The organism is Halomonas organivorans (assembly GCF_014192055.1).
Taxonomy (GTDB): domain Bacteria; phylum Pseudomonadota; class Gammaproteobacteria; order Pseudomonadales; family Halomonadaceae; genus Halomonas; species Halomonas organivorans.
The window spans coordinates 412186-434998 of record NZ_JACHXM010000001.1 but is presented as its reverse complement, the minus strand read 5'-3'; the positions used below and the strand labels follow the sequence as shown (position 1 = coordinate 434998).

Below are 22813 nucleotides of genomic sequence, written 5' to 3'. Positions count from 1 at the left end.
TGGAATCTCCCATGATCTCAATGCCTTCACGCTAGTCCGTGATGAACCTTAAAAATACGTTGCCCAGGTGTCGATGACGTTCAGGCGTTCATCGACCAGGTGGATCCGGCGCCACTTGTCGAAGGTCAGGCAGGGGTGGGAGGCGCCGAAGGCGATGATATCGCCAACGCGCACGTCGCCAACGCGCACGTCGCCGGCACCTTCCGGCAGGGCGATGAAGGCGTGCTGGTCCATCAGCTTGGTGACCCGCCAGCCGTCCACCGACAGGGGTTCCGCGACGCTGCCGCCTTCGCGATAGCGCGCCAGCGGCTCGGGGAGCTGGTCGACGCCGATGTCGCGCTTGCCGAGCGCCACGATGGCCAGCCCCGGCTCCGGCAGCGACTGCACCTGGGCGTACACCTCGAGCGCCGGGCGCAGTCCCTCGTGCAGGTCCGGGCGCCGTGACAGCACGCCGCGCTGGGCCTCGCGATAGATGCCGTGGTCGTGTACCACATAGCAGCCCGGACGCAGCACCGGGGTGAAGCGGCCCTCAAGCCCGCCGTCGCGGAAGGCCTCGGCGATCAGGTCGTACCAGGCCGAGCCCGAGGCGGTGACGATCGGCGCCTCGACGCCGAACAAGCCTTCCTGCGCGATCCGCCGGACGCCGGCCACCAGCCGCTCGGCGTAGGCGCGGATGCCGGCCTCGGGATCGTCGCCGTGCACCACGCCCTCGTAGCCCTCCAGGCCGGCCAGCATCAGCCCCGGCCGCGCGGCGATGTCGCGAGCCAGCGCCATGACGTCCTCGTCGCGGCGGCAGCCGCAGCGCCCGCCGTCCACCCCGACCTCGATCAGCACCGGCAGCGCCAGGCCGGCCGCAGCGAAGACCTCGCCCAGCTCGGCCACGTTGGCGTGGCCGTCCACCGTCACGTAGAGCTCGGCGCCGGCGCGCACCAGTTCGACGGCGATCGCCATGTTGGCGTGGCCGACCAGCTGGTTGGCCAGCAGCAGGCGCGTCGCGCCCTCGGCGAAGGCGGCGCGGCACTGGGGGAGAGTGGCCAGGGTGATACCCCAGGCGCCGGCCTCGAGCTGGCGGCGGAACAGCGCCGGCGTCATGGTCGTCTTGCCGTGGGGGGCCAGCTCGGCCCGGTGGCGGCGGGCGAAGTCCTGCATCCAGGTGAGGTTATGGGCCAGCGGTGCCTCGTGGATGACGGCGGCGGGCAGGCTGACATCGGCCAGCAGGTCGCGGCCGGTCTCCAGGGTGCCCTTGTGGCCGCCCTGCCAGGCGGGGGAGGTGTCGGGTGTGATGTGCGTCATGGGGTGCTCCGGTGAGGGTCGGCGGGACTCCATCATACGAGCGCGATGGTGGGCCCGATGCGTCGGTGGCTGCGACTTTTGTTTGAAATTTTCATATTACCTTGACTGCTTGTTAGAAACTAACATAGCGTGAAACCCATGATCCATGCCAGCGGCAGGCGTCGCCGAGCGAACCCGACCGCTCCCGACGCCGGAGGAACCGACCCATGAGCCAACAGATCGACATTCTCTCCGGCATCACCGCCAGCGTTGGCTCGCTGAGCGAGTCGGAGCGCAAGGTGGCGGAGCTGATCTTCGAGGACATCGATTTCGTCACCGAGGCCAGCATCACCGGCATCGCCCACCGGGCCGGCGTGAGCGAGGCGACGGTGACCCGCTTTTCGCGCTCGGTGGGCTGCGCCAACGTGCGCGACCTGAAGCTGCGCCTGACCCGCGCCCTGGCCGCCGGGCGGCGCTTCATCCAGGATGCCGATCCCGCCGAGGGGCCGGGCGTGGTGTACGACATCGCCACCCAGACCCTGGCGCTCAACCGCGAGCTGCTGCTGGAGGCCGACGTGGCCGGTGCAGTGGAGAGCCTCGACGGCGCCCGTCAGATCATCGCCTTCGGCTGCGGCGGCGGTTCCAGCGTGATGTGCCAGGAGCTGCAGTTCCGCCTGGTGCGGCTGGGCTATGCGGTCAGCGCCTATCCCCAGGGGCTGCTGCCGCGGATGGTGGCCTCGACGCTGGACCCCGCCGACGTGGTGGTGGTGCTCTCGGTGTCGGGCTACACCCCCGAGATGGTCGAGTCGGCCCAGGTTGCTCGCCAGTACGGCGCCCGGGTGATCGCCATCACCGCGGTCGGCTCGCCGCTCGCCGACAATGCCGACGTGGTGCTGCCGATCGCCGCCCGCGAGACCGATTTCATCCTGCACCCCTCCGCCTCGCGCTATGCGCTGATGGCGGCCATCGATGTCCTCGCCCTGGAGCTGGCCCTGCGCCATCGCGACCAGGCGCGCGACAAGCTGCGCCGCCTGAAGATCACCCTCGACGACCACCGCGGAGGCGACAACCGCCAGCCGCTGGGAGACTGAGATGCGCCATGACCTGCTGATCCGACGCGCCGAGGTGATCGACGGCACCGGGCGTGCGCCCTATACGGCCGACGTGGCCGTGGATGGCCAGCGCATCGTGGCCGTGGGCGACCTGGAGGGGCACGACGCCGAGGAGACGATCGATGCCCGTGGGCTCTATCTGACCCCGGGGTTCATCGACGTCCATACCCACGACGACACCAACGTGATTCGCGCCCCCGAGATGCTGCCCAAGCTCTCCCAGGGCGTGACCACGGTGGTGGTGGGCAACTGCGGCATCAGCGCCGCGCCGGTGACGCTGACCGGCGAGGTGCCGGACCCCATGAACCTGCTGGGCGAGGCGGTCGACTTCGCCTACCCCAGCTTCGCGGCCTATGCCGAGGCGGTGGAGCTGGCGCGGCCGGCGGTCAACGTGGCGGCACTGATCGGCCACACCAGCCTGCGCAGCCAGGTCATGGACGACTTCCACCGCCCCGCCAGCGCCGACGAGATCGCGCGGATGCGCGCGGCACTGGAGCAGGCGCTGGCGGAAGGCGCCATGGGCCTGAGTTCCGGGCTCGCCTATCACAACGCCTTTCATGCTCCCGGCAGCGAGATGGCGCCGCTGGTAACGGCGGTGGGCGAGGCCGGCGGCCTCTATACCACCCATCTGCGCGACGAGTTCGCCGGCCAGGCGGCGGCCATGGACGAGGCCTTCGCCACCGCGCGCCGGGGCGGTGCACCGCTGGTCATCTCGCACCTCAAGTGCGCCGGGGCAGGCAACTGGGGCCAGGCGCCGCGGGCCCTGGCCCAGTTGGAGGGAGCCGCCGAGCGCCAGCGAGTGCACTGCGACTGCTACCCCTACACCGCCGGCTCCTCGACCCTGGACCTCGGCCAGGTGACCGACGAGATCGCCATCACCATCACCTGGTCGCGGTCGCACCCCGAGCAGGCCAGGCGGTCGCTGGCCGACATCGCCGGCGACTGGGGGCTGTCGCTGATGGAGGCCGCCCGACACCTGCAGCCGGCGGGGGCCGTCTATCACAACATGAGCGAGGACGACATGCGCCGGGTGCTGGCGCACCCGCTGGCCATGGTCGGCTCCGACGGCCTGCCCAACGACCCGCATCCGCATCCCCGGCTGTGGGGTGCCTTCCCGCGAGTGCTGGCCCACTACAGCCGCGACCTGGCGCTGATGCCGCTGCCCGAGGCGGTGCGCAAGATGACCGGGCTCTCGGCGGCGACCTTCGGCCTGGTGGACCGCGGCGAGATCCGCCAGGGCGCCTACGCCGACCTGGTGCTGCTGGACCTGGCATCACTCGAGGACACCGCCGACTACGACGCTCCGGTGTCGCCGGCTCGCGGCATCCTGCGCGTAGTGGTCAACGGGGCCACGGCCTATGCCGACGGCGCGCCGGGCAGGACGCGCACCGGGCGCATGCTGCGGCGAAGCGTAAGGCTGAGCCCGTCACCCGGCCAGTAGATCGCCATTTCTCATCATCAACACGTCCATCAGGAGGACATTCCATGAGCATTACACGCTATGGCGCCGAAGGCGGCGTCGGTACCGGCGGCCAGAAGCTGCCGTTCTCCCGCGCGGTGGAAGCCGGCGGCTGGCTGAAGGTGTCGGGTCAGACCCCGATGACCGACGGCGAGGTGGTCGAGGGCGGCATCGTCGAGCAGACGCGGCTGGCCTTCGACAATGCCCTGGGCATCGCCCGGGAGGCAGGCTATTCGGTGGAGGACGTGGTGCACGTCACCGCGGTGCTGACCGACGCGCGCTACTTCTCGTCGTTCAACAAGGTGTTCGCCGAGATCTTCCGCGATCATCCGCCGGCGCGCATCTGCAGCGTCCAGGACCTGGTGGTGGACTGCAAGGTCGAGGTTGACCTGACCTGCTATCGCGCCGACCGCGCCTGACGCTCAGGGGCGGCAGGCAGACGGGCCGCCGGACGCCACGTGACGTCGACATTACACGCAACATCCACAACCCGAACCAGTAACGCGATACCAAGAACAACAGGAGGCGCCGGATCCCGGCAAGGACCCGGCGCCAGGCACAGCAAACGGCAAACGTCCACTGTCCCGATCGCGGCAACGACCGGGACGACAAGTATAAGAGGTCTGTATGAACAGTCACCTTTTCCTCGGCAGTTTCTTCGTCTATATCCTGGCGATGATCGGCTTCGGCTGGTGGGTCTCGCGCAACGACCGCGGCACCGGCGATGATTTCCTGCTCGGCGGGCGCAGCGTACCGCTGTTCCTCACCGTGGGCACCACGGTGGCGACCATGGTCGGCACCGGCTCGAGCATGGGCGCGGTGGGCTTCGGCTATTCGAGCGGCTGGGGCGGCGCCCTCTATGGCATCGGCGGTTCCATCGGCGTGCTGCTGCTGGCGCTGTGCTTCTCCGGCATCCGTCGGCTGCGCTTCATGACCATGAGCGAGGAGCTGTCGTTCTACGTCGGCGCCAATCGCATCGTGCGTAACGTCGTGGCGCTGCTGATCTACATCGCCTGCATCGGCTGGCTCGGCGCCCATATCCTCGGCGGCGGGCTCTACCTGGCGTGGATGGCCGACATCCCGGCCTGGCAGGCCAAGATCATCGTCGCGCTGGGCTTCGGCGTCTACTGCGTGATCGGCGGCTACATGGCGGTGGTATGGACCGACACCGTGCAGGCCATCGTGCTGTTCATCGGCTTCTTCCTGATGGCCGGCGTGGCGGTGGTCGAGGTGGGCGGCTTCGAGGCCATGACCGCGGCGCTCGACGACTCCGCCACGAGCTTCCTGGCCATCGACAAGATCGGCCTGCTGCCGGCGATCTCGCTGTCCACGGTGATCGCGGTCGGCGTGCTGGCCACCCCGTCGTTCCGCCAGCGCATCTACTCCGGGGCCTCAGTGGGCTCGGTGCGTCGCTCCTTCCTGATCACCGGTGTGCTGTACATGGCGTTTTCCATCGTGCCTGCGATCATCGGCATGGCCACCCATGCGCTGAATCCCGACCTCGAGAACAGCAACTTCGCCTTCCCCTACCTGGCCACCGAGGTGCTGCCGGTGGGGCTCGGGCTGCTGCTGCTGGTGGCCGGCCTGTCGGCGACCATGTCCAGCGCCAGCAGCGATGCCATCGCCGGCGTCACCACCCTGATTCGCGATGTCTACGTGCTGGTCAAGGGCCGTGCGCCCTCGGCTCGCCACGTGGTGCTGTTCTCGCGGGTGGGGCTGGTGGTCACCATCGGCCTGGCCCTGTCCTTCGCGCTGAGCTCCGACAACGTGATTTCCTATATCACCAGGATGGTGTCCACGGTGCTGGCCGGGATGTTCGTGTGCGGCATGCTGGGGCGCTTCTGGCCGCGCTACAACTGGCAGGGGGCCATCGCCTCGCTGGTGGTGGCCTCGGCGACGTCGCTGGCGATCATCGCCAATGCCGATTGGAGCGCCTACTGGGGCAACCCGAGCATTCCGGCGGTGCTGCTGGCGGCCCTGGCCGGCGTGGCGGTGAGCCTGGCGACCCCGGCATCGCGGCGCAGCGAGGCGGAGGCCCTGCAGGTCATCTCCGAAGAGCGCGAGCGCATGGAAGCGGTGCCCGAGGTACCGCTCGGCAACACCAAGGCCGTCGACGCCTGACCTGAGGCTCGCTCCTCGTCGCCAGGCCCCGCTCCCGTCTCCGGGGGCGGGGCCTGGCGCGTTTCGTTCGGGGCGGCGGCTCGCGCCGCGTCGGCTCAGCGGCGCTCGGCGGGGCGCCCGGGCGCGGTGGTGGCGACGTCCTCGTCGGCTTCGAACAGCTCCTCGAGCTCACGGGCGGCCTGCTGGATGGTCTGTATCTGCTGCTGCTTGTTGCCGAAGGCTTCGAGCTGGCGCTCCAGGGCGCGCTCGTCGTGGGGGCGAAAGGTATCCACGGTGTGCTGGGCCTGGTCGCGAGGGATGCCGAGGCCGACCAGTACCTCGCGGGTCAGCTCCAGGCTCGCCGGCAGCAGTTCGCGGATGATGTAGGCGACCTCGGCGCGCATCAGCAGCTGGGCGTGGTAGCGGTCCCGGGCCCGAGCGTAGAGGCGCAGGTGCGGGAAGCGACGCTTGACCCGCTGGACGATGCGCATCGAGGTCTCGATGTCGCCCACCGCCACCACCAGCACCCGGGCCTTGTCGGCCCCGGCGGCCTCCAGCAGGTCGAGGCGCGAGGCGTCGCCGAAGTAGATCTCGTTGCCGTAGCGGCGTACCACGTCGACGTGTTCGGCGTTGATGTCGAGCACCGTGTAGGGAATCTTCAGACCCTGCAGGATGCGCCCCATGATCTGGCCGAAGCGTCCGAAGCCGGCGATGATGATCTGGGGGCCGTTCTGGGGCGGCCTGTCGAAGTCTCGGCGTGGTTTGCCGGCCTTGAACAGCGGACGGATCAAGCGTGCATGCAGCTGGACGAGCACTGGCGTGGCGGCCATGGACAGCGACACTGCCAGCACCAGCAGGCCGACCAGCGCCGGATCCAGCAGGGCGGCGGCGCCCGCCGCGGTAAGCAGCACGAAGCCGAACTCGCCGCCCTGGGAGAGCAGCGCGCCCAGGTTCAGCGCCACCTTCCAGTCGCCGCGATAGGCGCGGGTGGCGACCACCAGGCTCAGCCACTTGGCGGCCAGCAGGGCGGTGGCGAGGCCCAGCACCAGGCCGGGGCGCTCGGCCAGCAGGCCGATCTGGGCGGTCATGCCCACGGCCATGAAGAACAGCCCCAGCAGCAGGCCGCGGAAGGGTTCGATGTCGGCCTCGATGCTGTGGCGATACTCCGAGTCGGCCAGCAGCACCCCGGCGATGAAGGCGCCGAGCGCCATGGACAACCCGGCCAGCTCCATCAGCAGGGCGGCGCCGATCACCACCAGCAAGGCGGTGCCGGCGAACACCTCGCGGCTGCGGGTCGCCGCGGCGAAACGGAACAGCGGCCTCAGCAGATAGCGACCGCCGACGATCAGCCCGGCGAAGGCGCCGACGGCGATCAGGACTTCGCTCAACATATGGCCCCAGCCGCTGGCCAGCGGGTCGTCGCCGGCCAGCAGCGGGATGGCCGCCAGCACCGGAATGGCGGCCAGGTCCTGGAACAGCAGCAGGGCGAAGGCGTAGCGGCCGTGCCGGCTGGAGAGCTCGCCGCGCTCGCCGAGCAGCTGCAGCACCAGCGGCGTGGAGCACAGCCCCAGGCTGAAGCCGACCACCAGGGCCGCGGCGGGCGAGAGCCCCGCCGCCAGCGCCAGGCCGGTGAGCAGCGCCGTGGTGATGGCCACCTGCAGGCTGCCGAAGCCGAACACCGCCTTGCGCATCAGCTTGAGGCGCGACGGCTTGAGCTCCAGGCCGATCACGAACAGCAGGAAGACGATGCCCACCTGGGAGAACTGCAGCACCGCATCGGCATCGGGGACCAGCCCCAGCGCCGAGGGGCCGATCACCACCCCGGCGACCAGGTAGCCCAGCACCTCGCCGAGCCCCAGGCGCTTGACCAGCGGCACGATCAGTACCGCGGCGGCAAGGAAGATCAGGGCGTTGTAGAGCAGGGCGATGGCCAAGGCGGGCTCCTCCAGTGGCGATGCAGGTGGCGGTCGGCGAGTCCCCATCCTACCGCAGAGGACCGCCCCAATGGCCAAGCAAGAAGTGGGCCAGGGATTCCCCGGCGGGCGTTCACGGCCGGTCCGGCGGCTCGCCGCGGTCGCACTTGGTGCACTCCAGCGCCAGGCCCAGCCGCGAGCGTCGGCCGGCCTCGGTGGTCACCCAGGGGCGCTCGGCCCAGGGCGGCTGATGGCGGACGTGCTGGCCATGCCCGCAGGCCAGCTCGGCCACCCAGTGGCCCTCTTCGTCGCGGTGATAGCCGACGATTGCCTGGCGCATGGTCAGGCCGTGGCCAGGCCGGCGCGTGGCAGCACCCGGTCGCGGGTCAGCGGGGCCAGCGGCAGCGCCAGGGCCTCGGCCGGAGTCACCCAGCGCAGTTCGGCGATCTCCGCCGCGGCTTGCAGTGGCCCCTCGAGTTCGGCGCGGAACAGGTGAGCGCGCAGCTCGTGGCCCGGCTCGTTGGCGGCCGGTGCGGAGAACTCGCCGAGCGGCTCGAGACGCGTCGGGGCTTGGCCGAGTTCCTCCTCGAGCTCCCGGGCCAGGGCGGCGGCGGGAGACTCGCCGGGCTCCAGCTTGCCGCCGGCCTGCATGAAGGCGGTGGTGCCGCGCTTGCGCACCAGCAGCAGCCGGCCCTCGGCGTCCTCGATCAGGGCGGCGGCGATATGCAGGATCGGGGCGTCGGTGGTCATGGCGGAGCTCCGTGGCGGGTGAGGGCGAGCGATTCTAGCATTCCGCTTTCGGAGCCGCCTCGCCCTTCCAGGGTGGTACGGACGGCGTGGTCAGAACGCCAGCTCTACGCCGGCATGGACGCTGCGGTCCGGCGCCGTGGAGAAGTAGCGCCCGCGCTGGTCGTTGATGACGATGTTGTCGAAGTGCTCGCGGTCGAACAGGTTCTGTACGCCGACGTAGGTGCGGAGCAGGGTGTCGCCGCCGAGGCGCCAGCCATCGCCGACGCGCAGGTTGGCTAGCCAATAGTCGTCGATCTTCACGCGGTTGGCGTCGTCGGCGACCATCGAGCCGACATAGCGAGTCTCCAGGGTGGCGAAGCGCTCGCCAATGCCCTGCCAGGTCAGCTGGTTGACCCAGGTGCGCTCGGGCAGGCCCGGGATGCGGTGGTTGGCGAAGTCGTTGCCGTCGCCATCTACGTAGTCCTGGAATTCGTAGCGCGCCAGGGTCAGGGCGCTGTCGAGGCGCCAGTCCTCGGCGAACTGCCAGCCCAGGGCCACTTCCAGGCCGTCCTGGCGGCTGCGTCCGGCGTTGCGATAGAAGTCGCGGCCCGCGTCATCACGATAGGCGATCAGCGAGTCGCGCACCCGGGTCGAGAACAGCGCCACGTCGTAGTCGAGGCCGGCGTCGGCGAAGGTGCCGCGCAGGCCGATCTCGCGGTTCCAGGCCTTCTGCGGTTCGATGTCCGGATTGAAGCCGCCGACGCGGGCCGGATTGGCGAACTCGGTGAAGGTCGGCGTTTCGTAGGCGGTGCCGGTCGAGAGATAGGCCTGATGGTCGGGCAGATAGCGGTAGCTCAGCCCGGCGCTGCCGCTCCACTGATCGAAGCGGCGATCGCCGCTGTTGTCGCCGTCGGCGAGGTAGGCGTCGTCGATATCGAACTTGGTGTGGTCGAAGCGGGTGCCGAGGGAGAGGGTCCAGCGATCGCTCAGGTCCAGGTCGCCCTGGGCGAAGACGCCGACCGAACTGGCCGTCTGGGTCTCGTCGGCGACGCGGCCCTGATGGTCGCCGTCGATGGTGACCTCGTCACGGTAGCGCTCGTCCTCCTGGCGCGCCACGTCGACGCCGGTCACGTAGCTCAGCGGCAGGCCGCCGACGGTCAGCGACTGGCGATACTCGGCGCTGCCGCCGTAGTAGTCGCGATCGTAGGCGACGAAGCTGTCGCCCGCATAGGCCAGCTGCTGCTCGAAGTCGCGCTGCAGGTAGAAACCGCGCAGGGTCAACTCGCCGGGGCCGGCGGCGAGGTCCTCGTACTCCAGGCCGAGCACCTGCTGGTCGATCGACTGTCCCGCATCGATGCGGGTCGGCGAATAGAAATTGCTGTCGATCGTGCCCTTGCGGTCCTCGCTGACCGCCTCGGCGGTCAGCCCACCCGGATCCTCGGAGCGCGGATTGTCGAGCAGGTTGACGATGGCGGTGACCGAGCGGTCCGCGTCCAGCTCGCGGCGTAGCTTGGCGTTGAGCTGGTACTTCTCGACCTCGCTGTGGTCGCGATAGCCGTCCAGGCCCAGCGCCGAGACGCTGACGTGGTGCGACCAGGGGCCCTCGACGCCGCCGTTGCTGAGGGCCAGCTTGCGATAGCCGTCGCTGCCGCCCTCGACGCGCAGCCGGGTGCCGGGGTCGCTTTCGCCGTCGGCGGTGGTGACGTCGATCACGCCGCCGGCGGCGTTGCCGTACTGCACCGCGGCAGGGCCGCGAATCACTTCGATGCGCTGGGCGCTGTCCAGGTCGATGGCATCGAGCTGGGCCTGGCCATCGGGCAGGGTGTAGGGAATGCCGTCGACGCGCACCGTGATGCCGCGAACGCCCCAGGGCGTGCGGGCGCCGAAACCGCGGATCGATATGCGCTCGCCCTGGACGAAGTTGTGGCGATTCTGGAGATAGAGCCCCGGCACGCTCGACAGTGACTCATCGAGGCGCTCGCGCGACTGGCCCTGGGCGATCTGCTCGCCTTCCACCACGGAAACGGCGGCCGGCGTGGCATAGAGCTCGCGCTCGAGCCGCGATGCGCTGACCGTCATCGGCTTGAGCGCGAGCTCGGCGGCCTGGCCGGCGGCGGGCAGCAGCAGAAGGGGCGTCATCATGGCGGGAGCGAGGGCATGTCGGGGCATTGGGCGTCCTGTCGGTACGTGGTGGAGGGGGCAGAATGTTCGCATCCTAAGTGATGCCTGACAAATCGTGTCCATGCCTCCGAATCGTCGACCAGGCGACAGAGGTCTTCAACGTCGGCCAGGCCTTGCCCCTCGGATCGTCGACGTCCACCTTGAGAAGATGCCGAGCCGGGAGGAGAGGCGGATGGGACCCATGCGGGAGCGCGCGGCCGGTGGTGGGGCCTCGGTGATCACTCTGCTGCTGGCGGCCAACGGCCTGGCCTTTCTTGTGCAGCTGATGCTGCCGGGCCCGATGCTGCGCTACTTCGCGCTCTGGCCCCTCGGCGTGGCGCCGGAGGCGCTGCCGCTGCCCGCCGGCATGCCGGTGGGCGAGTTCCACCTCTGGCAACTGTTGAGCTACGCCTTCCTGCACGGCAGTTTCTTCCATCTGGCCATCAACATGTTCGTGCTGTGGATGTTCGGCAGCCCCCTGGAGCGTGATTGGGGCAGCCAGCGCTTCGCCCTCTACTACGTCCTGTGCGTGCTGGGCGCGGCCGCGGCGCAGCTGCTGGTGGTCTCGACGGGCGCCTACGCGCCCACGGTGGGCGCCTCGGGCGGCGTCTATGCGTTGCTGCTGGCCTTCGGCATGCGCTATCCCAATCAGTACATCCTGCTGCTGATCCCGCCGATTCCCATGAAAGCCAAGTACTTCGTGATCGTCATCGGCGTGGTGGAGCTATGGTCGGGCATCGCCGGTACGCGCCAGGGCGTGGCGCACTTCGCACACCTGGCGGGCATGCTGGTGGGGTTGGCGCTGATGCTGACGTGGCGGCGTCGCCGATGAAACACGCCTCCGCTTGGGCGTGCCAAGCGGAGGCGTGCAGTGACGTGTCGATGATCGCCCCTTGCGAGGCCCGCGCCATCAGCCTTCGGCGTTGAGCTTCGCTCGCATGTTCTCGGCGCGCTCCGAGGAACCCGGGTGGGAGGACATGAGGCTGCCTTCGCCACCGTCGAGGCTGGCCAGTTTCTCGAAGGCCGTGACGAGGCCCTGGCGGGAGATGCCGCGTTCGCCCAGCAGCTCGAAGGAGAAGTTGTCGGCCGCCGTTTCCTGGCTCTGCGAGAACTGCGCGTTGACGAATTTCTCCCCCAGGTCGCCTAGTTGGGAACTGGACAGGGAGGCGACCGCGGCGTTGCCGGAAGCGGCCATGGCATCGCGCGCGAGAGAAGTGGCATAGGCCGTCTGCATGGATTTCTTGCTATGGCCCAGCGCCACGTGTCCCAGCTCGTGGCCCAGCACGCCTTCGACCTCGTTGTCGTTCATCATGTCCATCAGCCCGCTGTAGACGCGCACGCAGCCGTTGGCCATGGCCCAGGCATTGGGCTGGTCATTCAGGTAGACCTTGTAGTTGACCGGCGTGCCATCGATCTCGTGGCCGAGGTGGCTGGCAATGGTCTCAAGGCGCTGCCCGTAGACGGAGTCCTCCCCGGCGATCTGCGCCTCGGCGTCCATCTGCGCGCAGGATTCTTCGGACATCTGGCGGACTTCCTCGTCACTCAGGGTGGCGGCATTGAAGGCCCCCATGCCGGTTTGCATCATGGCATCGGGTGAAAGGCTCTCGCAGCCGGCGATGAGGGCTGAACTGCAAAGGGCGGCAACGGCAAGCGTAGTGCGGATTTGCATGACATCTCCATTGAGTCTTGAGTGACGTATCCCTGTCAGCGCATTCGGTGGCGAAAACGCCTTACGCTGAGGCCGAACCGAGAAGCTTTCGCCAGGCCTGGATAGGGTGGAAAGGCTTCTGGAAGGCGGTTCAGGCGCGTCGGACTTTACAGGAGATCGGGCAATCTGGATGTGAGATATTGCTTACATCTTGGTGGGAATACTCGAACGATGGACCCGCGTTGGCGTTGGCGTTGGCGTTGGCGTTGGCGTTGGCTGTTCGGAGACCGGGCGTCGGATCACCACGTCCATCGCCGACACGGTAGGGAGCGCCGATGCCGTCATCGGCGGGTTCAGCGGGTGGAGGGCTGCTGATCGCGGAGGAGGGGAGTGCGTACCTCCCTAGGACGAGGGCGAGGCGGTGCCTCGCCCTTCCAGCTCAGCGTTCCGCCGAGGCCGCCCAGAGATTCACGCCGCCTTCCACCGCGTAGCGGTCGATCTCGGCCAGTTCCGCGTCACTGAAATCGAGTTGCTCCAGGGCGCCCACGCAGTCGATGACCTGCTGCGGCCGGCTGGCGCCGATCAGCGCCGAGGTCACCCGGCCTCTGCGCAGTACCCAGGCGATGGCCATCTGGGCGAGCGACTGGCCGCGGCGCTCGGCGATCGCGTTCAGGGCCCGCACGCGCTCCAGGTTCTCTGCCGACAGGTGGGCGTCCTTGAGGCTTCCGCCCTGGGCCGCCCGGCTGTCGTCGGGCACGCCCTTGAGGTACTTGTCGGTGAGGAGTCCCTGGGCCAGCGGCGAGAACACGATCGAGCCGGTACCCAGCTCGTCGAGGGTGTCGAGAAGGCCATCGTCCTCGATCCAGCGATTGACCAGCGAATAGCTCGGCTGGTGGATCAGGCAGGGCGTGCCCAGCGAGCGAAGGATCTCCACTGCCTCGCGCGTGCGCTGGGCGTTGTAGGAGGAGATGCCGGCGTACAGCGCCTTGCCCTGGCGCACTGCCTGGTCGAGCGCACCCATGGTCTCCTCCAGTGGCGTCTCGGGATCGAAGCGGTGAGAGTAGAAGATATCCACGTAGTCGATGCCCAGGCGCTCGAGGCTGCGATCCAGGCTGGAGAGCAGGTACTTGCGGCTGCCCCATTCGCCGTAGGGGCCGGGGTGCATCCAGTAGCCGGCCTTGGTCGAGATCACCAGCTCGTCGCGCAGCCCGGCGAAGTCGCTTTGCAGGATGCGGCCGAACAGCGCCTCGGCGCTGCCCGGGGGCGGGCCGTAGTTGTTGGCCAGGTCGAAGTGGGTGATGCCGTGATCGAAGGCGGTACGGCAGATCGCCCGAGCGTTGTCTGCGCTGGCGTTGTCGCCGAAGTTCTGCCATAGCCCGAGCGAGATGGCGGGCAGCTTCAGGCCGCTGCGCCCGCAGCGGCGGTAGGGCATTCGTTGGTAGCGGTCTTCCGAGGGCGTATAGCGCATGGGTCCGTCCTGTGCCGAGGGCGGGGCGCGCCGGCCCCGCCGGGTGGTCGTCTGCCATGCCATTATGCGCATCGACCGGCGGCGGGAAAACTCGACGACGGTCTGGCCCTGAGGACGGTGACACCGACCCGCTTGCCCAGGGGATGACGGGAGCGGCGAACGAAAAAAGCCGACGCTGCTGCGTCGGCCTTGGTGTCGCGGGCCAGGGAGAAGGCGCCGGTGTAGCCTCAATGGGTGTGAGGCCGCCGGTCGCGTGCCCGTCGGCTGAAGCGTACCGGGGGTTGGTATTTCTCGTCCCGAGAGGCCCGCTCCGGCGCCGGACGCACGTGCCAGCCCCGGTCGGTGGCCCAGGCCTTCAGCTCGCGGTAGTCGAGCAGGGGATGGTCGGGGGTATAGGGGTTGGGGGATGACGAGGGGAAGGCATGGGCCACATGGGGATAGTGGGCCAGGGCGACCTCGTCGTCATGGGCGGCCAGCGCACATTCCAGGGCCGACTGCCAGGCCTGGACATCGCGGTGGGAAGCGCGTTGCGGGGTGGCATGCATCATCGGATGGTCCTCCATGGTGTCGCCTGGAGACAGGCGTTGTCCGGGTTTTGATGGCACCCGGCGGCATGAAAAACGCCCCGCTCGGCGGTGCCGAGCGGGGCGTTTCCACGAGTGGACATCGAGCCGGCAATGGCTCGACCTCCGGTCGAGGGAGGCCACGCGGAGCGTTCTGCACTCCGGTAGTCAACATGGCGAGAAGGAATGGCGTTCTCGATCATGGCCGTGCCTCCACACGAGGAGCTGTGATCAATCCCAGCTCAGCGCGCCGCCCACCTGGTATTCGGTGACGCGGGTCTCGAAGAAGTTCTTCTCCTTGCGCAGGTCGATGATCTCGCTCATCCACGGGAAGGGGTTCTCGGCGCCCGGGAACTGCTCCTTGAGGCCGATCTGCGCCAGGCGGCGGTTGCAGATGAAGTGCAGGTACTCCTCCATGATCGCCGCGTTCATGCCCAGCACGCCGCGGGGCATGGTGTCGCGGGCGTAGGCGATCTCCAGCTCGGTGCCCTCGAGGATCATCTGGGTGACCTCGTCCTGGAACTCGGCGGTCCACAGGTGCGGGTTCTCGATCTTGATCTGGTTGATCATGTCGACGCCGAAGTTCAGGTGCATCGACTCGTCGCGCAGGATGTACTGGAACTGCTCTGCGACGCCGGTCATCTTGTTGCGCCGGCCCATGGACAGGATCTGGCTGAAGCCGCAGTAGAAGAAGATGCCTTCGGTCACGCAGTAGAAGGCGATCAGGTTGCGCAGCAGCTCCTGGTCGGTCTCCGGGGTGCCGGTGTGGAAGTCCGGGCGGGCCAGCGACTGGGTGTGCTTGAGGCTCCAGGCGGACTTGGCCGAGACGGAGGGCACCTCGCGGTACATGTTGAAGACCTCGCCTTCGTCCATGCCCAGCGATTCCACGCAGTACTGGTAGGCGTGGGTGTGGATCGCCTCCTCGAAGGCCTGGCGCAGCAGGTACTGGCGGCACTCGGGGTTGGTGATCAGGCGATAGACGGCCAGCACCAGGTTGTTGGCGACCAGCGAGTCGGCGGTGGAGAAGTAGCCCAGGCTGCGCTCGACGATGCGGCGCTCGTCCTCGGTGAGGCCGTCCGCGCTCTTCCACAGCGCGATGTCGGCGTTCATGTTCACTTCCTGGGGCATCCAGTGGTTGGCGCTGCCGTCCAGGTACTTCTGCCAGGCCCACTCGTACTTGAAGGGCACCAGCTGGTTGAGGTCGGCGCGGGCGTTGATCATCCGCTTGTCGTCGACGTCGATGCGCTGGGCGCCGACTTCCAGCTCCTCGAGGCCGGCGGCGACATCGAGCTCCTCCAGGGACTGCTTGGCGCGGGCCAGACGATCCTGCTCGGCCACCTGGTAGGCGCCGGCGCTGTCGCGGACCTCGGCCGCGGGTGCCTCGGCCTTGGGTGCGGGCTGCGGCGCCTCGGCGGTCGCGGTGTCGTTATCAGCCGTGTCTTCGTGGAACTCGTCCCAGTTCAGCATGGTGTCTCTCCCGGTGGCATTCCGGATGGTTCGTGGGAGCGCAGCTTGCTGCGCGAGGGGACCTCGGAGGTCTCTTGAATCGCGCAGCAAGCTGCGCTCCCACAGGTATCAGTTGGTCGTTGAGCCGGAAGCCGTCGGTTTTTCTTACGGCTTCCAGCTTATAGCTTAAAGCTCAAGCAGTTACTGGCAGGCCTCGCAGCCCAGCTCGTCGATCTCGCCCGCCGAGGGCGCCCGGGAGCCGCTGCCACTCTTGCCCTGCAGGAAGTCGTCGATGCCCTTGGGCTCCTTCACTTCCGGTGCGGCGGACGGCGTCGGCGCCGGGGCGGCGCCGGGCGAGGCGTTGCTCACCGCGTTGAGGTTGCCGCGGTCCACGGTGGATTTCTCCACCGAGGTGGCGCCCAGGGCGCGCAGGTAGTAGGTGGTCTTGAGGCCGCGGAACCAGGCCATGCGATAGGTCACGTCCAGCTTCTTGCCGGAGACGCCCTGGATGTAGAGGTTCAGCGACTGGGCCTGGTCGATCCACTTCTGGCGGCGCGCGGCGGCCTCGACCAGCCACTTGGGCTCGACCTCGAAGGCGGTGGCGTAGGTGGCCTTGAGATCGTCCGGGACGCGGTCGATGGGCTGTACGGAACCGTCGTAGTACTTGAGGTCGTTGATCATCACCTCGTCCCACAGTCCGCGCGCCTTGAGGTCGTTGACCATGTAGGCGTTGACCACGGTGAACTCGCCCGACAGGTTCGATTTCACGAACAGGTTCTGGTAGGTCGGCTCGATCGACTGCGAGACGCCACAGATGTTGGAGATGGTCGCGGTCGGGGCGATGGCCATGACGTTGGAGTTGCGCATGCCCTGGTGGGCGATCTTGTCGCGGATGCGATCCCAGTCCTGGGTGGCGGAGGTGTCGACCTCGATGTATTTCTCGCCGCGCTCCTGCTTCAGCTTCTCGATGGAATCGATGGGCAGCACGCCCTGGTCCCACAGCGAGCCCTCGAAGCTCTGGTAGCGACCGCGCTCGGCGGCCAGGTCGCTGGAGGCCTCGATGGCGTGATAGCTGACCAGCTCCATGGAGGTGTCGGCGAAGGTCACGGCCTCTTCGGAGGCGTAGGCGATGTCCTGGGCGTACAGGGCATCCTGGAAGCCCATGATGCCCAGCCCCACCGGGCGGTGCTTGAAGTTCGAGTTCTTCGCCTGCGGCACCGCGTAGTAGTTGATGTCGATGACGTTATCGAGCATCCGCACCGCGGTCTTGACGGTCTTCTTCAGCTTGTCGCCGTCGAAGGCGCCGTCCACCACGTGCTGGGCCAGGTTGATGGAGCCCAGGTTGCACACCGCGATCTCCTCCGGGGAGGTGTTCAGGGTGATCTCGGTGCACAGGTTGGAGCTGTGGACCACGCCGGCGTGCTGCTGGGGGCTTCGCAGGTTGCACGGATCCTTGAAGGTGATCCACGGGTGGCCGGTCTCGAACAGCATCGACAGCATCTTGCGCCACAGGTCCTTGGCCTTGACGCGCTTGAACAGCTTGAGCTGGCCGTTGCGGGTCATCTCCTCGTATTCCTGGTAGCGCTTCTCGAAGGCGGCGCCGTACAGGTCGTGGAGGTCCGGGCAGGTGGCCGGCGAGAACAGGGTCCACTCCTGGTCGTCGAAGACCCGCTTCATGAACAGGTCCGGCACCCAGTTGGCGGTGTTCATGTCGTGGGTGCGGCGACGGTCGTCACCGGTGTTCTTGCGCAGCTCGAGGAACTCCTCGATGTCGAGGTGCCAGCTCTCGAGGTAGGCGCAGACGGCGCCCTTGCGCTTGCCGCCCTGGTTGACGGCCACCGCGGTGTCGTTGACCACCTTGAGGAACGGCACCACGCCCTGGGACTTGCCGTTGGTGCCCTTGATGTAGGAGCCCAGCGCGCGCACCGGAGTCCAGTCGTTGCCCAGGCCGCCGGCCCACTTGGAGAGCAGGGCGTTGTCGCGGATGGCGCTGTAGATGCTGTCCAGGTCGTCCGGCACGGTGGTCAGGTAACAGCTGGAGAGCTGGCTGCGCACGGTGCCCGAGTTGAACAGGGTCGGGGTGGAGGCCATGTAGTCGAAGCTGGAGAGCAGCTCGTAGAACTCGATGGCCCGTGCCTCACGGTCGTCCTCGTTGAGCGCCAGGCCCATGGCGACGCGCATGAACATCACCTGGGGCAGTTCGTAGCGGACCTCGTCGCGGTGGATGAAGTAGCGGTCGTAGAGGGTCTGCAGGCCCAGGTAGGTGAACTGGGCGTCGCGGGTGTGGTCAAGAGCATCGCCCAGGCGCTCGAGGTCGAACTCGGCCAGCCGCGGGTCGAGCTGCTCGAACTCGATGCCCTTGCCGATGTAGGCCTGGAAGGCCGGCTTGTAGAGCTCGGCCATCTCCTGGTAGGTCGCCTCGTCGGCGATGCCCAGGAACGACAGCGCCTCGCGACGCAGGTTGTCCTGCAGCAGCCGGGCGGTGACGTAGGTGTAGTTGGGGTCCTTCTCGACCAGGGTGCGCGCGGTCATCATCAGCGCCTGGGAGACACCGTCGACGGTCACGCCGTCGTAGAGATTCTTCAGCGAGTCCTCGACGATCTTGCCCGGATCGACGTTGGACAGGTTCTCGCAGGCGTCGAAGGCCAGGGTCTCGACCCGACCCAGGTCGAGCGGGCGGGTGCTGCCGTCCGGCGCGGTGACGTTGAGCGTCGGGTGGGGCTTTTCGATATCGGCACCGGACTCGGCGCGGGCGCGGGCGTGCTCCTCGCGGTAGAGCACGTAGGCGCGGGCGACCTTCTGCTCCCCGGCGCGCATCAGGGCCAGTTCGACCTGGTCCTGGATGTCCTCGATGTGGACGGTACCGCCGTCGGGCATGCGGCGCAGGAAGGCCTGCGCGATGCCTTCGGAGGCGCGCTGCACGAAATCGCGGACCCGCGAGGAGGTGGCGGCGTTGTCGCCCTCCACGGCGATGAAGGCCTTGCTCAGGGCCACGGCGATCTTGCCGGCATCGAAGGGCACGACATCGCCGGTGCGCTTGATGACACGCAGGGTCTGCGGTGCAGTAACGGAGACGGACGGACGGTCCGGGGCAGCGGTGGTATCCATGGCGCCGGGGTTCCCTACCTTGTCGGTTGAAGAAGGCCGCCGGAGGGCGACGGTTGACAGAGTGCGGCAAGGTTGCTAGTGCCACATGATGTGGTGTTCCTGCCGAGGTCGAGCACAAGATAGTGTGCTTTTGACCGCTCATCAAGTGGATAAGTTGTGGATGGGCTGTGGCCTTTCGGGGGGTGATTCGGCACCTCATCGCGAGGCCGCATGGTTGGGCCGTCGGCGTGAATTCGTGCCGGCGACCTTCGAGCGAAGGAAGGCGTTGTCGGGTATTCTTTAGCTATCGGTGGTCGGTCAAGCGCCGACGGTGCCACTCTACCCGAACGCCCGTTGAGGATGATGACGCAGAAATGGACGACAGCCTGGACCCCCAAGAACAGGATCACGTGCTGATCATCGAGGATGATGAGCGCCTGGCCGAGCTGACCCGCGACTACCTCGAGGCCAACGGTTACCGTGTGACCCTCGAACCCGACGGCGCCAACGGCGTCGAGCGGATCCTCTCCCTGCAACCCGACCTGGTGATCCTGGACCTGATGCTGCCCGGCGAGGACGGCCTGTCGATCTGTCGCCGGGTGCGTTCGGAGTATCCCGGGCCGATCCTCATGCTGACCGCCCGCACCGATGACATGGATCAGGTGCTGGGGCTGGAAATGGGCGCCGACGACTACGTGGCCAAGCCGGTTCAGCCGCGGGTGCTGCTGGCCCGCATGCGCGCGCTGCTGCGTCGCCGTGAAGCGGAGCCGGTCGGGGATGAGGTGCGGCTGGCGTTCGGCCAGCTGGAAGTCGACAACGCGACCCGCGAGGCCTTCCTGGCCGGGGAGCGCATCGACCTGACCAGCGCCGAATTCGATCTGCTGTGGCTGCTGGCCAGCAACGCCGGCCGGGTGCTGACCCGCGAGGAGATCTTCTCCCAGCTGCGCGGCATCAAGTACGACGGCCAGGATCGTTCGATCGACGTGCGAGTCTCGAGAATTCGTCCCAAGATCGGCGACGATCCCAACCAGCCGCAGCGTATCAAGACCGTTCGTAGCAAGGGCTACCTTTTCGTCAAGGACGGCTGATGGCAACCTCCCGCTTGCTGCCCCGGGCCCTGGCCGACAGCACCTTCCTGCGGGTCTATGTGCTGCTGGCCCTGGCCCTGGTGATGATCTTCGCCCTGGCACTGCTGGCCATCACCGTCGTCGACAAGGTGCGTCGCCAGCACTACCAGGAGCAGCTCGCCGAGGCTCCGATGACCCTGCTGACGGCTCAGCTCGAAGCGCTCCCCGCCGAGCGGCGGGCCGACTGGCTGCGCGAGCAGAGTGCCCGGCTGAATATCCAGCTGTCGCTGCATGACATGGCGGACTACCCGCTTGGCTACTTCGACCGAGCCCGTCTCGAGGGTGGCCAGACCCTGGTGCGTCAGACCGAGGCCATGGGCTGGCGGTTGCACCGCCGGCTGGCGGACGAGCCCCTGCTGATGCGGGCCGAACTGGCGTCGCTGGGCGAAGACCAGCTGATGGGGCTGGCCCGTCAGTTGGGGCAGTGGTTGATGGCGGTGCCGCCCGGGCAGCGGGCCGCCCGGCTCGACCGGTTGCGCAGCGGAGTGATCCAGCTCAAGCTCACCGATACGCCGCCCGAGGGCCTCGACCCGGCACGCCTGGCCACGCTGGGAGACACCGAGGTGGTCGTGCGCCTGCTGCCCCAGCGCTGGGCCATGTCGCTCTACCTGCGGCTGTCGAGCGCCGATGGCGACATGCAATGGGTCGAGGTCGGCCCGCTGTATGCCTTCGAGCCGCTGCCGGCCTCGCTGCTGCTGCTGCTGCTGCTGTTGCTGCTGTTGCTGGCCATGCTGGCAGTGATCATCTACCTGATCGTGCGCGGCGTGGAGGCGCGCATGGCCAAGCTCGAGCTCGCCGCCACGCGCATCGCCGCCGGGCGTCTGGACACCCGAGTGAAGGTCGAGGGCAACGACTTCCTGAGCCGGCTGGGCATGGCGCTGAACGGTATGGCGACTCAGGTGCAGTCGCTGCTGCGTGGCCAGCAGGACATGATCCGGGCGGTGTCTCACGAGCTGCGCACCCCGGTGGCGCGTATCCGTTTCGCCGTGCAGATGGTCGAGGACATGACCGACGATCCGGGGGTGCGTCGCCACCTGCAGGGCATCGACGCCGACATCACCGAACTGGACGACCTGGTCGACGAGATTCTTACCTACGCGCGCCTGGGCAGCGAATCCGTCAATGGCGTGACCTTCGAGACCTCGCTGGTGGAGTGCCGGGCCATGGCCGAGCGGGTCATCGAGACGCTGCATCCGCTGCATGCCCACCTCAGTCTCAGCCTGGCGCCCGGCGCCGAGGTGGAGGCCGCGGCCGAGACACGCTATCTGCAGCGGGCGCTGCAGAACCTGGTGGCCAACGCCTGTCGCCATGCGCGCTCCCGGGTGATGATTCGCATCCACGGCGAGCCGCGGCTGGTGCGCTTCGACGTCGAGGATGACGGCCCCGGGGTGCCGACGGCCAAGCGCAGCGAGATCTTCAAGCCCTTCGCGCGGCTGGACAACAGCCGCGCCCGGCGCTCGGGGGGCTACGGTCTGGGGCTGTCTATCGTGCAGAAGGTCATGGCCTGGCACGGCGGCAGCGTGATGGTCGATGACAGTCCGTCGCTTGGCGGGGCTCGCTTCACGCTGCTGTTGCCCCAGCGAGCCACGGTCCGGGACGCTTGAGCCGTCCGCTCAGGCCGGCTTGATCCCCGACAGCACCGAGAACGATGTCTCGCGGGCGGTACGCAGGAAGTCTTCCATCCAGGGGGCGTCCCGGGTCTCCTCGCGGATCGCCGCGAACAGCGTGCTCCACACCCCGTGCTCACCCAGCGGTACCGCCTTCACGTAGTCCCGTTCCAGGTATTCGGTCAGCGCCCAGTTGGGCAGTGCGCAGACCCCGCGGCCGCTGGCGACCAGCTGCATCATCATGATGGTCAGCTCGGCGGTGCGTACCTCCCGGGGCTTGCAGCCGGCCGGGTCGAGGAACTGGGTGAAGACATCCAGCCGGCCGTGCTCCACCGGATAGGTGATCAGGGTCTCGTCGACCAGCTCCTCCGGCGTCACGAAGTGCTGGCCGGCCAGGCGATGCTGGCGGGCCACGGCCAGTAGTCCCTCGTAGCGAAACAGCGGCTCGTAGTGGACGCCGGGCAGCGGCTGGGGGTCGGCGGTGATCACCAGGTCGAGCTGTTCGCGGGCCAGGGCGGGCAGGGGATCGAAGTGATGGCCGCCGGGGATGTCGATCTCCACTTCGGGCCAGTGGTCACGGAAGTGGTCGACGGTGGGCATCAGCCACTGGAAGCAGCTGTGGCACTCGATGGCCATGTGCAGCCGCCCCTGCTCGTTGCCGGCCAGCCGTGCCAGGTCACGCTCCGCCATGCGCACCTGGGGCAATACCTGTTCGGCCAGCGTCAGCAGGCGCAGGCCGGCGCGAGTAAACTCCACCGGTCGGGTCTTGCGCAGGAACAGCGGGCTCCCCAAGCGTTCCTCCAGATCCTTGATCTGGTGGGAGAGGGCGGACTGGGTCAGGTGCACCCGTTCGGCGGCTTCCACCAGGGAGCCGGCGTCGCGCAGGGCGATCAGGGTGCGGAGGTGACGAAGTTCGAGCATGTCAGTGATGGAAACACGGCGGGATGGCGGCGTAGGCGAATCGCTGCGTTACGCGGTGCTGGAGTGCCAGCCCGGTCGATCCTCACCCGGCATGGCACTGGTCCGGTTGCTCCGCTCCGGACGTCCTGCGCTTCTCCTGCTTGCCTATTCCTGTCGTGCTTCCTGAACCCTTTTCATTTTCAAGATTAGAAAGTTTAGTTT

At 67.9% G+C, this 22813-nt stretch carries 18 protein-coding genes; 7 read left to right on the top strand and 11 right to left on the bottom strand.

Annotation, left to right across the window (positions count from 1 at the left end):
* Positions 1 to 48: 48 nt before the first annotated feature.
* The gene (locus FHR96_RS01975; RefSeq protein WP_183385955.1) at positions 49 to 1293 is read right to left on the bottom strand and encodes an amino acid deaminase; all 1245 of its coding nucleotides are present in this window, start codon (positions 1291 to 1293) and stop codon (positions 49 to 51) included.
* 206 nt (positions 1294 to 1499) lie between these two features.
* Here FHR96_RS01975 and FHR96_RS01970 point away from each other — a divergent pair, with 206 nt between their 5' ends.
* The 4 genes from FHR96_RS01970 to FHR96_RS01955 all read left to right on the top strand — a co-directional run bounded on the left by FHR96_RS01970 (position 1500) and on the right by FHR96_RS01955 (position 5964).
* Positions 1500 to 2363: a MurR/RpiR family transcriptional regulator gene (locus FHR96_RS01970; protein ID WP_183385954.1), complete on the top strand. Its 864-nt coding sequence runs from the start codon at positions 1500 to 1502 to the stop codon at positions 2361 to 2363.
* Position 2364: 1 nt separating this feature from the next.
* Positions 2365 to 3825: an N-acyl-D-amino-acid deacylase family protein gene (locus tag FHR96_RS01965; RefSeq protein ID WP_183385953.1), complete on the top strand. Its 1461-nt coding sequence runs from the start codon at positions 2365 to 2367 to the stop codon at positions 3823 to 3825.
* A gap of 44 nt (positions 3826 to 3869) precedes the next feature.
* A complete protein-coding gene (locus tag FHR96_RS01960) occupies positions 3870 to 4262 on the top strand; it encodes a RidA family protein (RefSeq protein ID WP_183385952.1) in 393 nt (130 codons plus the stop codon).
* A gap of 208 nt (positions 4263 to 4470) precedes the next feature.
* Positions 4471 to 5964: a sodium:solute symporter family protein gene (locus tag FHR96_RS01955; protein WP_183385951.1), complete on the top strand. Its 1494-nt coding sequence runs from the start codon at positions 4471 to 4473 to the stop codon at positions 5962 to 5964.
* A gap of 95 nt (positions 5965 to 6059) precedes the next feature.
* Here the strand turns inward: FHR96_RS01955 and FHR96_RS01950 are convergent, their stop codons facing one another.
* The 4 genes from FHR96_RS01950 to FHR96_RS01935 all read right to left on the bottom strand — a co-directional run bounded on the left by FHR96_RS01950 (position 6060) and on the right by FHR96_RS01935 (position 10754).
* On the bottom strand, positions 6060 to 7877 hold the full coding sequence (locus FHR96_RS01950; RefSeq protein WP_183385950.1) for a monovalent cation:proton antiporter-2 (CPA2) family protein: 1818 nt from the start codon (positions 7875 to 7877) through the stop codon (positions 6060 to 6062).
* A gap of 112 nt (positions 7878 to 7989) precedes the next feature.
* Positions 7990 to 8196 (bottom strand): DUF3565 domain-containing protein, encoded by a 207-nt coding sequence (locus tag FHR96_RS01945; protein ID WP_183385949.1) that lies wholly within the window; start codon positions 8194 to 8196, stop codon positions 7990 to 7992.
* Positions 8197 to 8198: 2 nt separating this feature from the next.
* A complete protein-coding gene (locus FHR96_RS01940; RefSeq protein WP_183385948.1) occupies positions 8199 to 8606 on the bottom strand; it encodes an NUDIX hydrolase in 408 nt (135 codons plus the stop codon).
* Positions 8607 to 8696: 90 nt separating this feature from the next.
* A complete protein-coding gene (locus tag FHR96_RS01935) occupies positions 8697 to 10754 on the bottom strand; it encodes a TonB-dependent receptor family protein (RefSeq protein WP_183385947.1) in 2058 nt (685 codons plus the stop codon).
* A 184-nt stretch (positions 10755 to 10938) separates the two neighbouring features.
* Here FHR96_RS01935 and FHR96_RS01930 point away from each other — a divergent pair, with 184 nt between their 5' ends.
* The gene (locus FHR96_RS01930; protein WP_221195654.1) at positions 10939 to 11577 is read left to right on the top strand and encodes a rhomboid family intramembrane serine protease; all 639 of its coding nucleotides are present in this window, start codon (positions 10939 to 10941) and stop codon (positions 11575 to 11577) included.
* 78 nt (positions 11578 to 11655) lie between these two features.
* On the opposite strand, the gene loiP is transcribed toward FHR96_RS01930, so the two are convergent.
* From loiP to FHR96_RS01905, 5 genes are all read right to left on the bottom strand, one after another.
* Positions 11656 to 12414, bottom strand: coding sequence for a metalloprotease LoiP (gene loiP / locus FHR96_RS01925; protein WP_183385945.1), 759 nt, complete (start codon positions 12412 to 12414; stop codon positions 11656 to 11658).
* A 418-nt stretch (positions 12415 to 12832) separates the two neighbouring features.
* The gene (gene mgrA, locus FHR96_RS01920) at positions 12833 to 13861 is read right to left on the bottom strand and encodes an L-glyceraldehyde 3-phosphate reductase (RefSeq protein ID WP_183385944.1); all 1029 of its coding nucleotides are present in this window, start codon (positions 13859 to 13861) and stop codon (positions 12833 to 12835) included.
* Between the two features lie 227 nt (positions 13862 to 14088).
* Entirely contained in the window at positions 14089 to 14409 is a 321-nt protein-coding gene (locus tag FHR96_RS01915; RefSeq protein WP_246392722.1) for a hypothetical protein, read from the bottom strand.
* Positions 14410 to 14655: 246 nt separating this feature from the next.
* Entirely contained in the window at positions 14656 to 15891 is a 1236-nt protein-coding gene (locus FHR96_RS01910) for a ribonucleotide-diphosphate reductase subunit beta (protein ID WP_183385942.1), read from the bottom strand.
* 180 nt (positions 15892 to 16071) lie between these two features.
* Complete coding sequence (locus FHR96_RS01905; protein ID WP_183385941.1) at positions 16072 to 18978, bottom strand: ribonucleoside-diphosphate reductase subunit alpha; 2907 nt, start codon at positions 18976 to 18978, stop codon at positions 16072 to 16074.
* A gap of 353 nt (positions 18979 to 19331) precedes the next feature.
* On the opposite strand from FHR96_RS01905, the gene FHR96_RS01900 reads away from it, so the two are divergent.
* Positions 19332 to 20045, top strand: coding sequence for a winged helix-turn-helix domain-containing protein (locus FHR96_RS01900; RefSeq protein WP_246392720.1), 714 nt, complete (start codon positions 19332 to 19334; stop codon positions 20043 to 20045).
* Positions 20045 to 21688 carry an ATP-binding protein gene (locus FHR96_RS01895; RefSeq protein WP_183385940.1) on the top strand — a complete coding sequence of 548 codons (1644 nt, stop codon included), beginning with the start codon at positions 20045 to 20047 and terminating at the stop codon, positions 21686 to 21688. The genes FHR96_RS01900 and FHR96_RS01895 overlap by 1 nt, the downstream gene beginning before the upstream one ends.
* Before the next feature lie 9 nt (positions 21689 to 21697).
* Here FHR96_RS01895 and FHR96_RS01890 read toward each other — a convergent pair whose 3' ends face one another.
* Positions 21698 to 22612, bottom strand: a complete 915-nt coding sequence (locus tag FHR96_RS01890; protein ID WP_183385939.1) for a LysR family transcriptional regulator — start codon at positions 22610 to 22612, stop codon at positions 21698 to 21700.
* Between the last annotated feature and the right edge of the window lie 201 nt (positions 22613 to 22813).

Coding starts and splice junctions, on each gene's coding strand:
- FHR96_RS01890 (WP_183385939.1), bottom strand. CDS start 22,612: ATGCTCGAACTTCGTCACCTCCGCACCCTGATCGCCCTGCGCGACGCC.
- FHR96_RS01955 (WP_183385951.1), top strand. CDS start 4,471: ATGAACAGTCACCTTTTCCTCGGCAGTTTCTTCGTCTATATCCTGGCG.
- FHR96_RS01970 (WP_183385954.1), top strand. CDS start 1,500: ATGAGCCAACAGATCGACATTCTCTCCGGCATCACCGCCAGCGTTGGC.
- FHR96_RS01900 (WP_246392720.1), top strand. CDS start 19,332: ATGGACGACAGCCTGGACCCCCAAGAACAGGATCACGTGCTGATCATC.
- FHR96_RS01915 (WP_246392722.1), bottom strand. CDS start 14,409: ATGATGCATGCCACCCCGCAACGCGCTTCCCACCGCGATGTCCAGGCC.
- FHR96_RS01930 (WP_221195654.1), top strand. CDS start 10,939: ATGGGACCCATGCGGGAGCGCGCGGCCGGTGGTGGGGCCTCGGTGATC.
- FHR96_RS01905 (WP_183385941.1), bottom strand. CDS start 18,978: ATGGATACCACCGCTGCCCCGGACCGTCCGTCCGTCTCCGTTACTGCA.
- FHR96_RS01935 (WP_183385947.1), bottom strand. CDS start 10,754: ATGCCCCGACATGCCCTCGCTCCCGCCATGATGACGCCCCTTCTGCTG.
- FHR96_RS01895 (WP_183385940.1), top strand. CDS start 20,045: ATGGCAACCTCCCGCTTGCTGCCCCGGGCCCTGGCCGACAGCACCTTC.
- loiP (WP_183385945.1), bottom strand. CDS start 12,414: ATGCAAATCCGCACTACGCTTGCCGTTGCCGCCCTTTGCAGTTCAGCC.
- FHR96_RS01910 (WP_183385942.1), bottom strand. CDS start 15,891: ATGCTGAACTGGGACGAGTTCCACGAAGACACGGCTGATAACGACACC.
- mgrA (WP_183385944.1), bottom strand. CDS start 13,861: ATGCGCTATACGCCCTCGGAAGACCGCTACCAACGAATGCCCTACCGC.
- FHR96_RS01940 (WP_183385948.1), bottom strand. CDS start 8,606: ATGACCACCGACGCCCCGATCCTGCATATCGCCGCCGCCCTGATCGAG.
- FHR96_RS01945 (WP_183385949.1), bottom strand. CDS start 8,196: ATGCGCCAGGCAATCGTCGGCTATCACCGCGACGAAGAGGGCCACTGG.
- FHR96_RS01975 (WP_183385955.1), bottom strand. CDS start 1,293: ATGACGCACATCACACCCGACACCTCCCCCGCCTGGCAGGGCGGCCAC.
- FHR96_RS01965 (WP_183385953.1), top strand. CDS start 2,365: ATGCGCCATGACCTGCTGATCCGACGCGCCGAGGTGATCGACGGCACC.
- FHR96_RS01960 (WP_183385952.1), top strand. CDS start 3,870: ATGAGCATTACACGCTATGGCGCCGAAGGCGGCGTCGGTACCGGCGGC.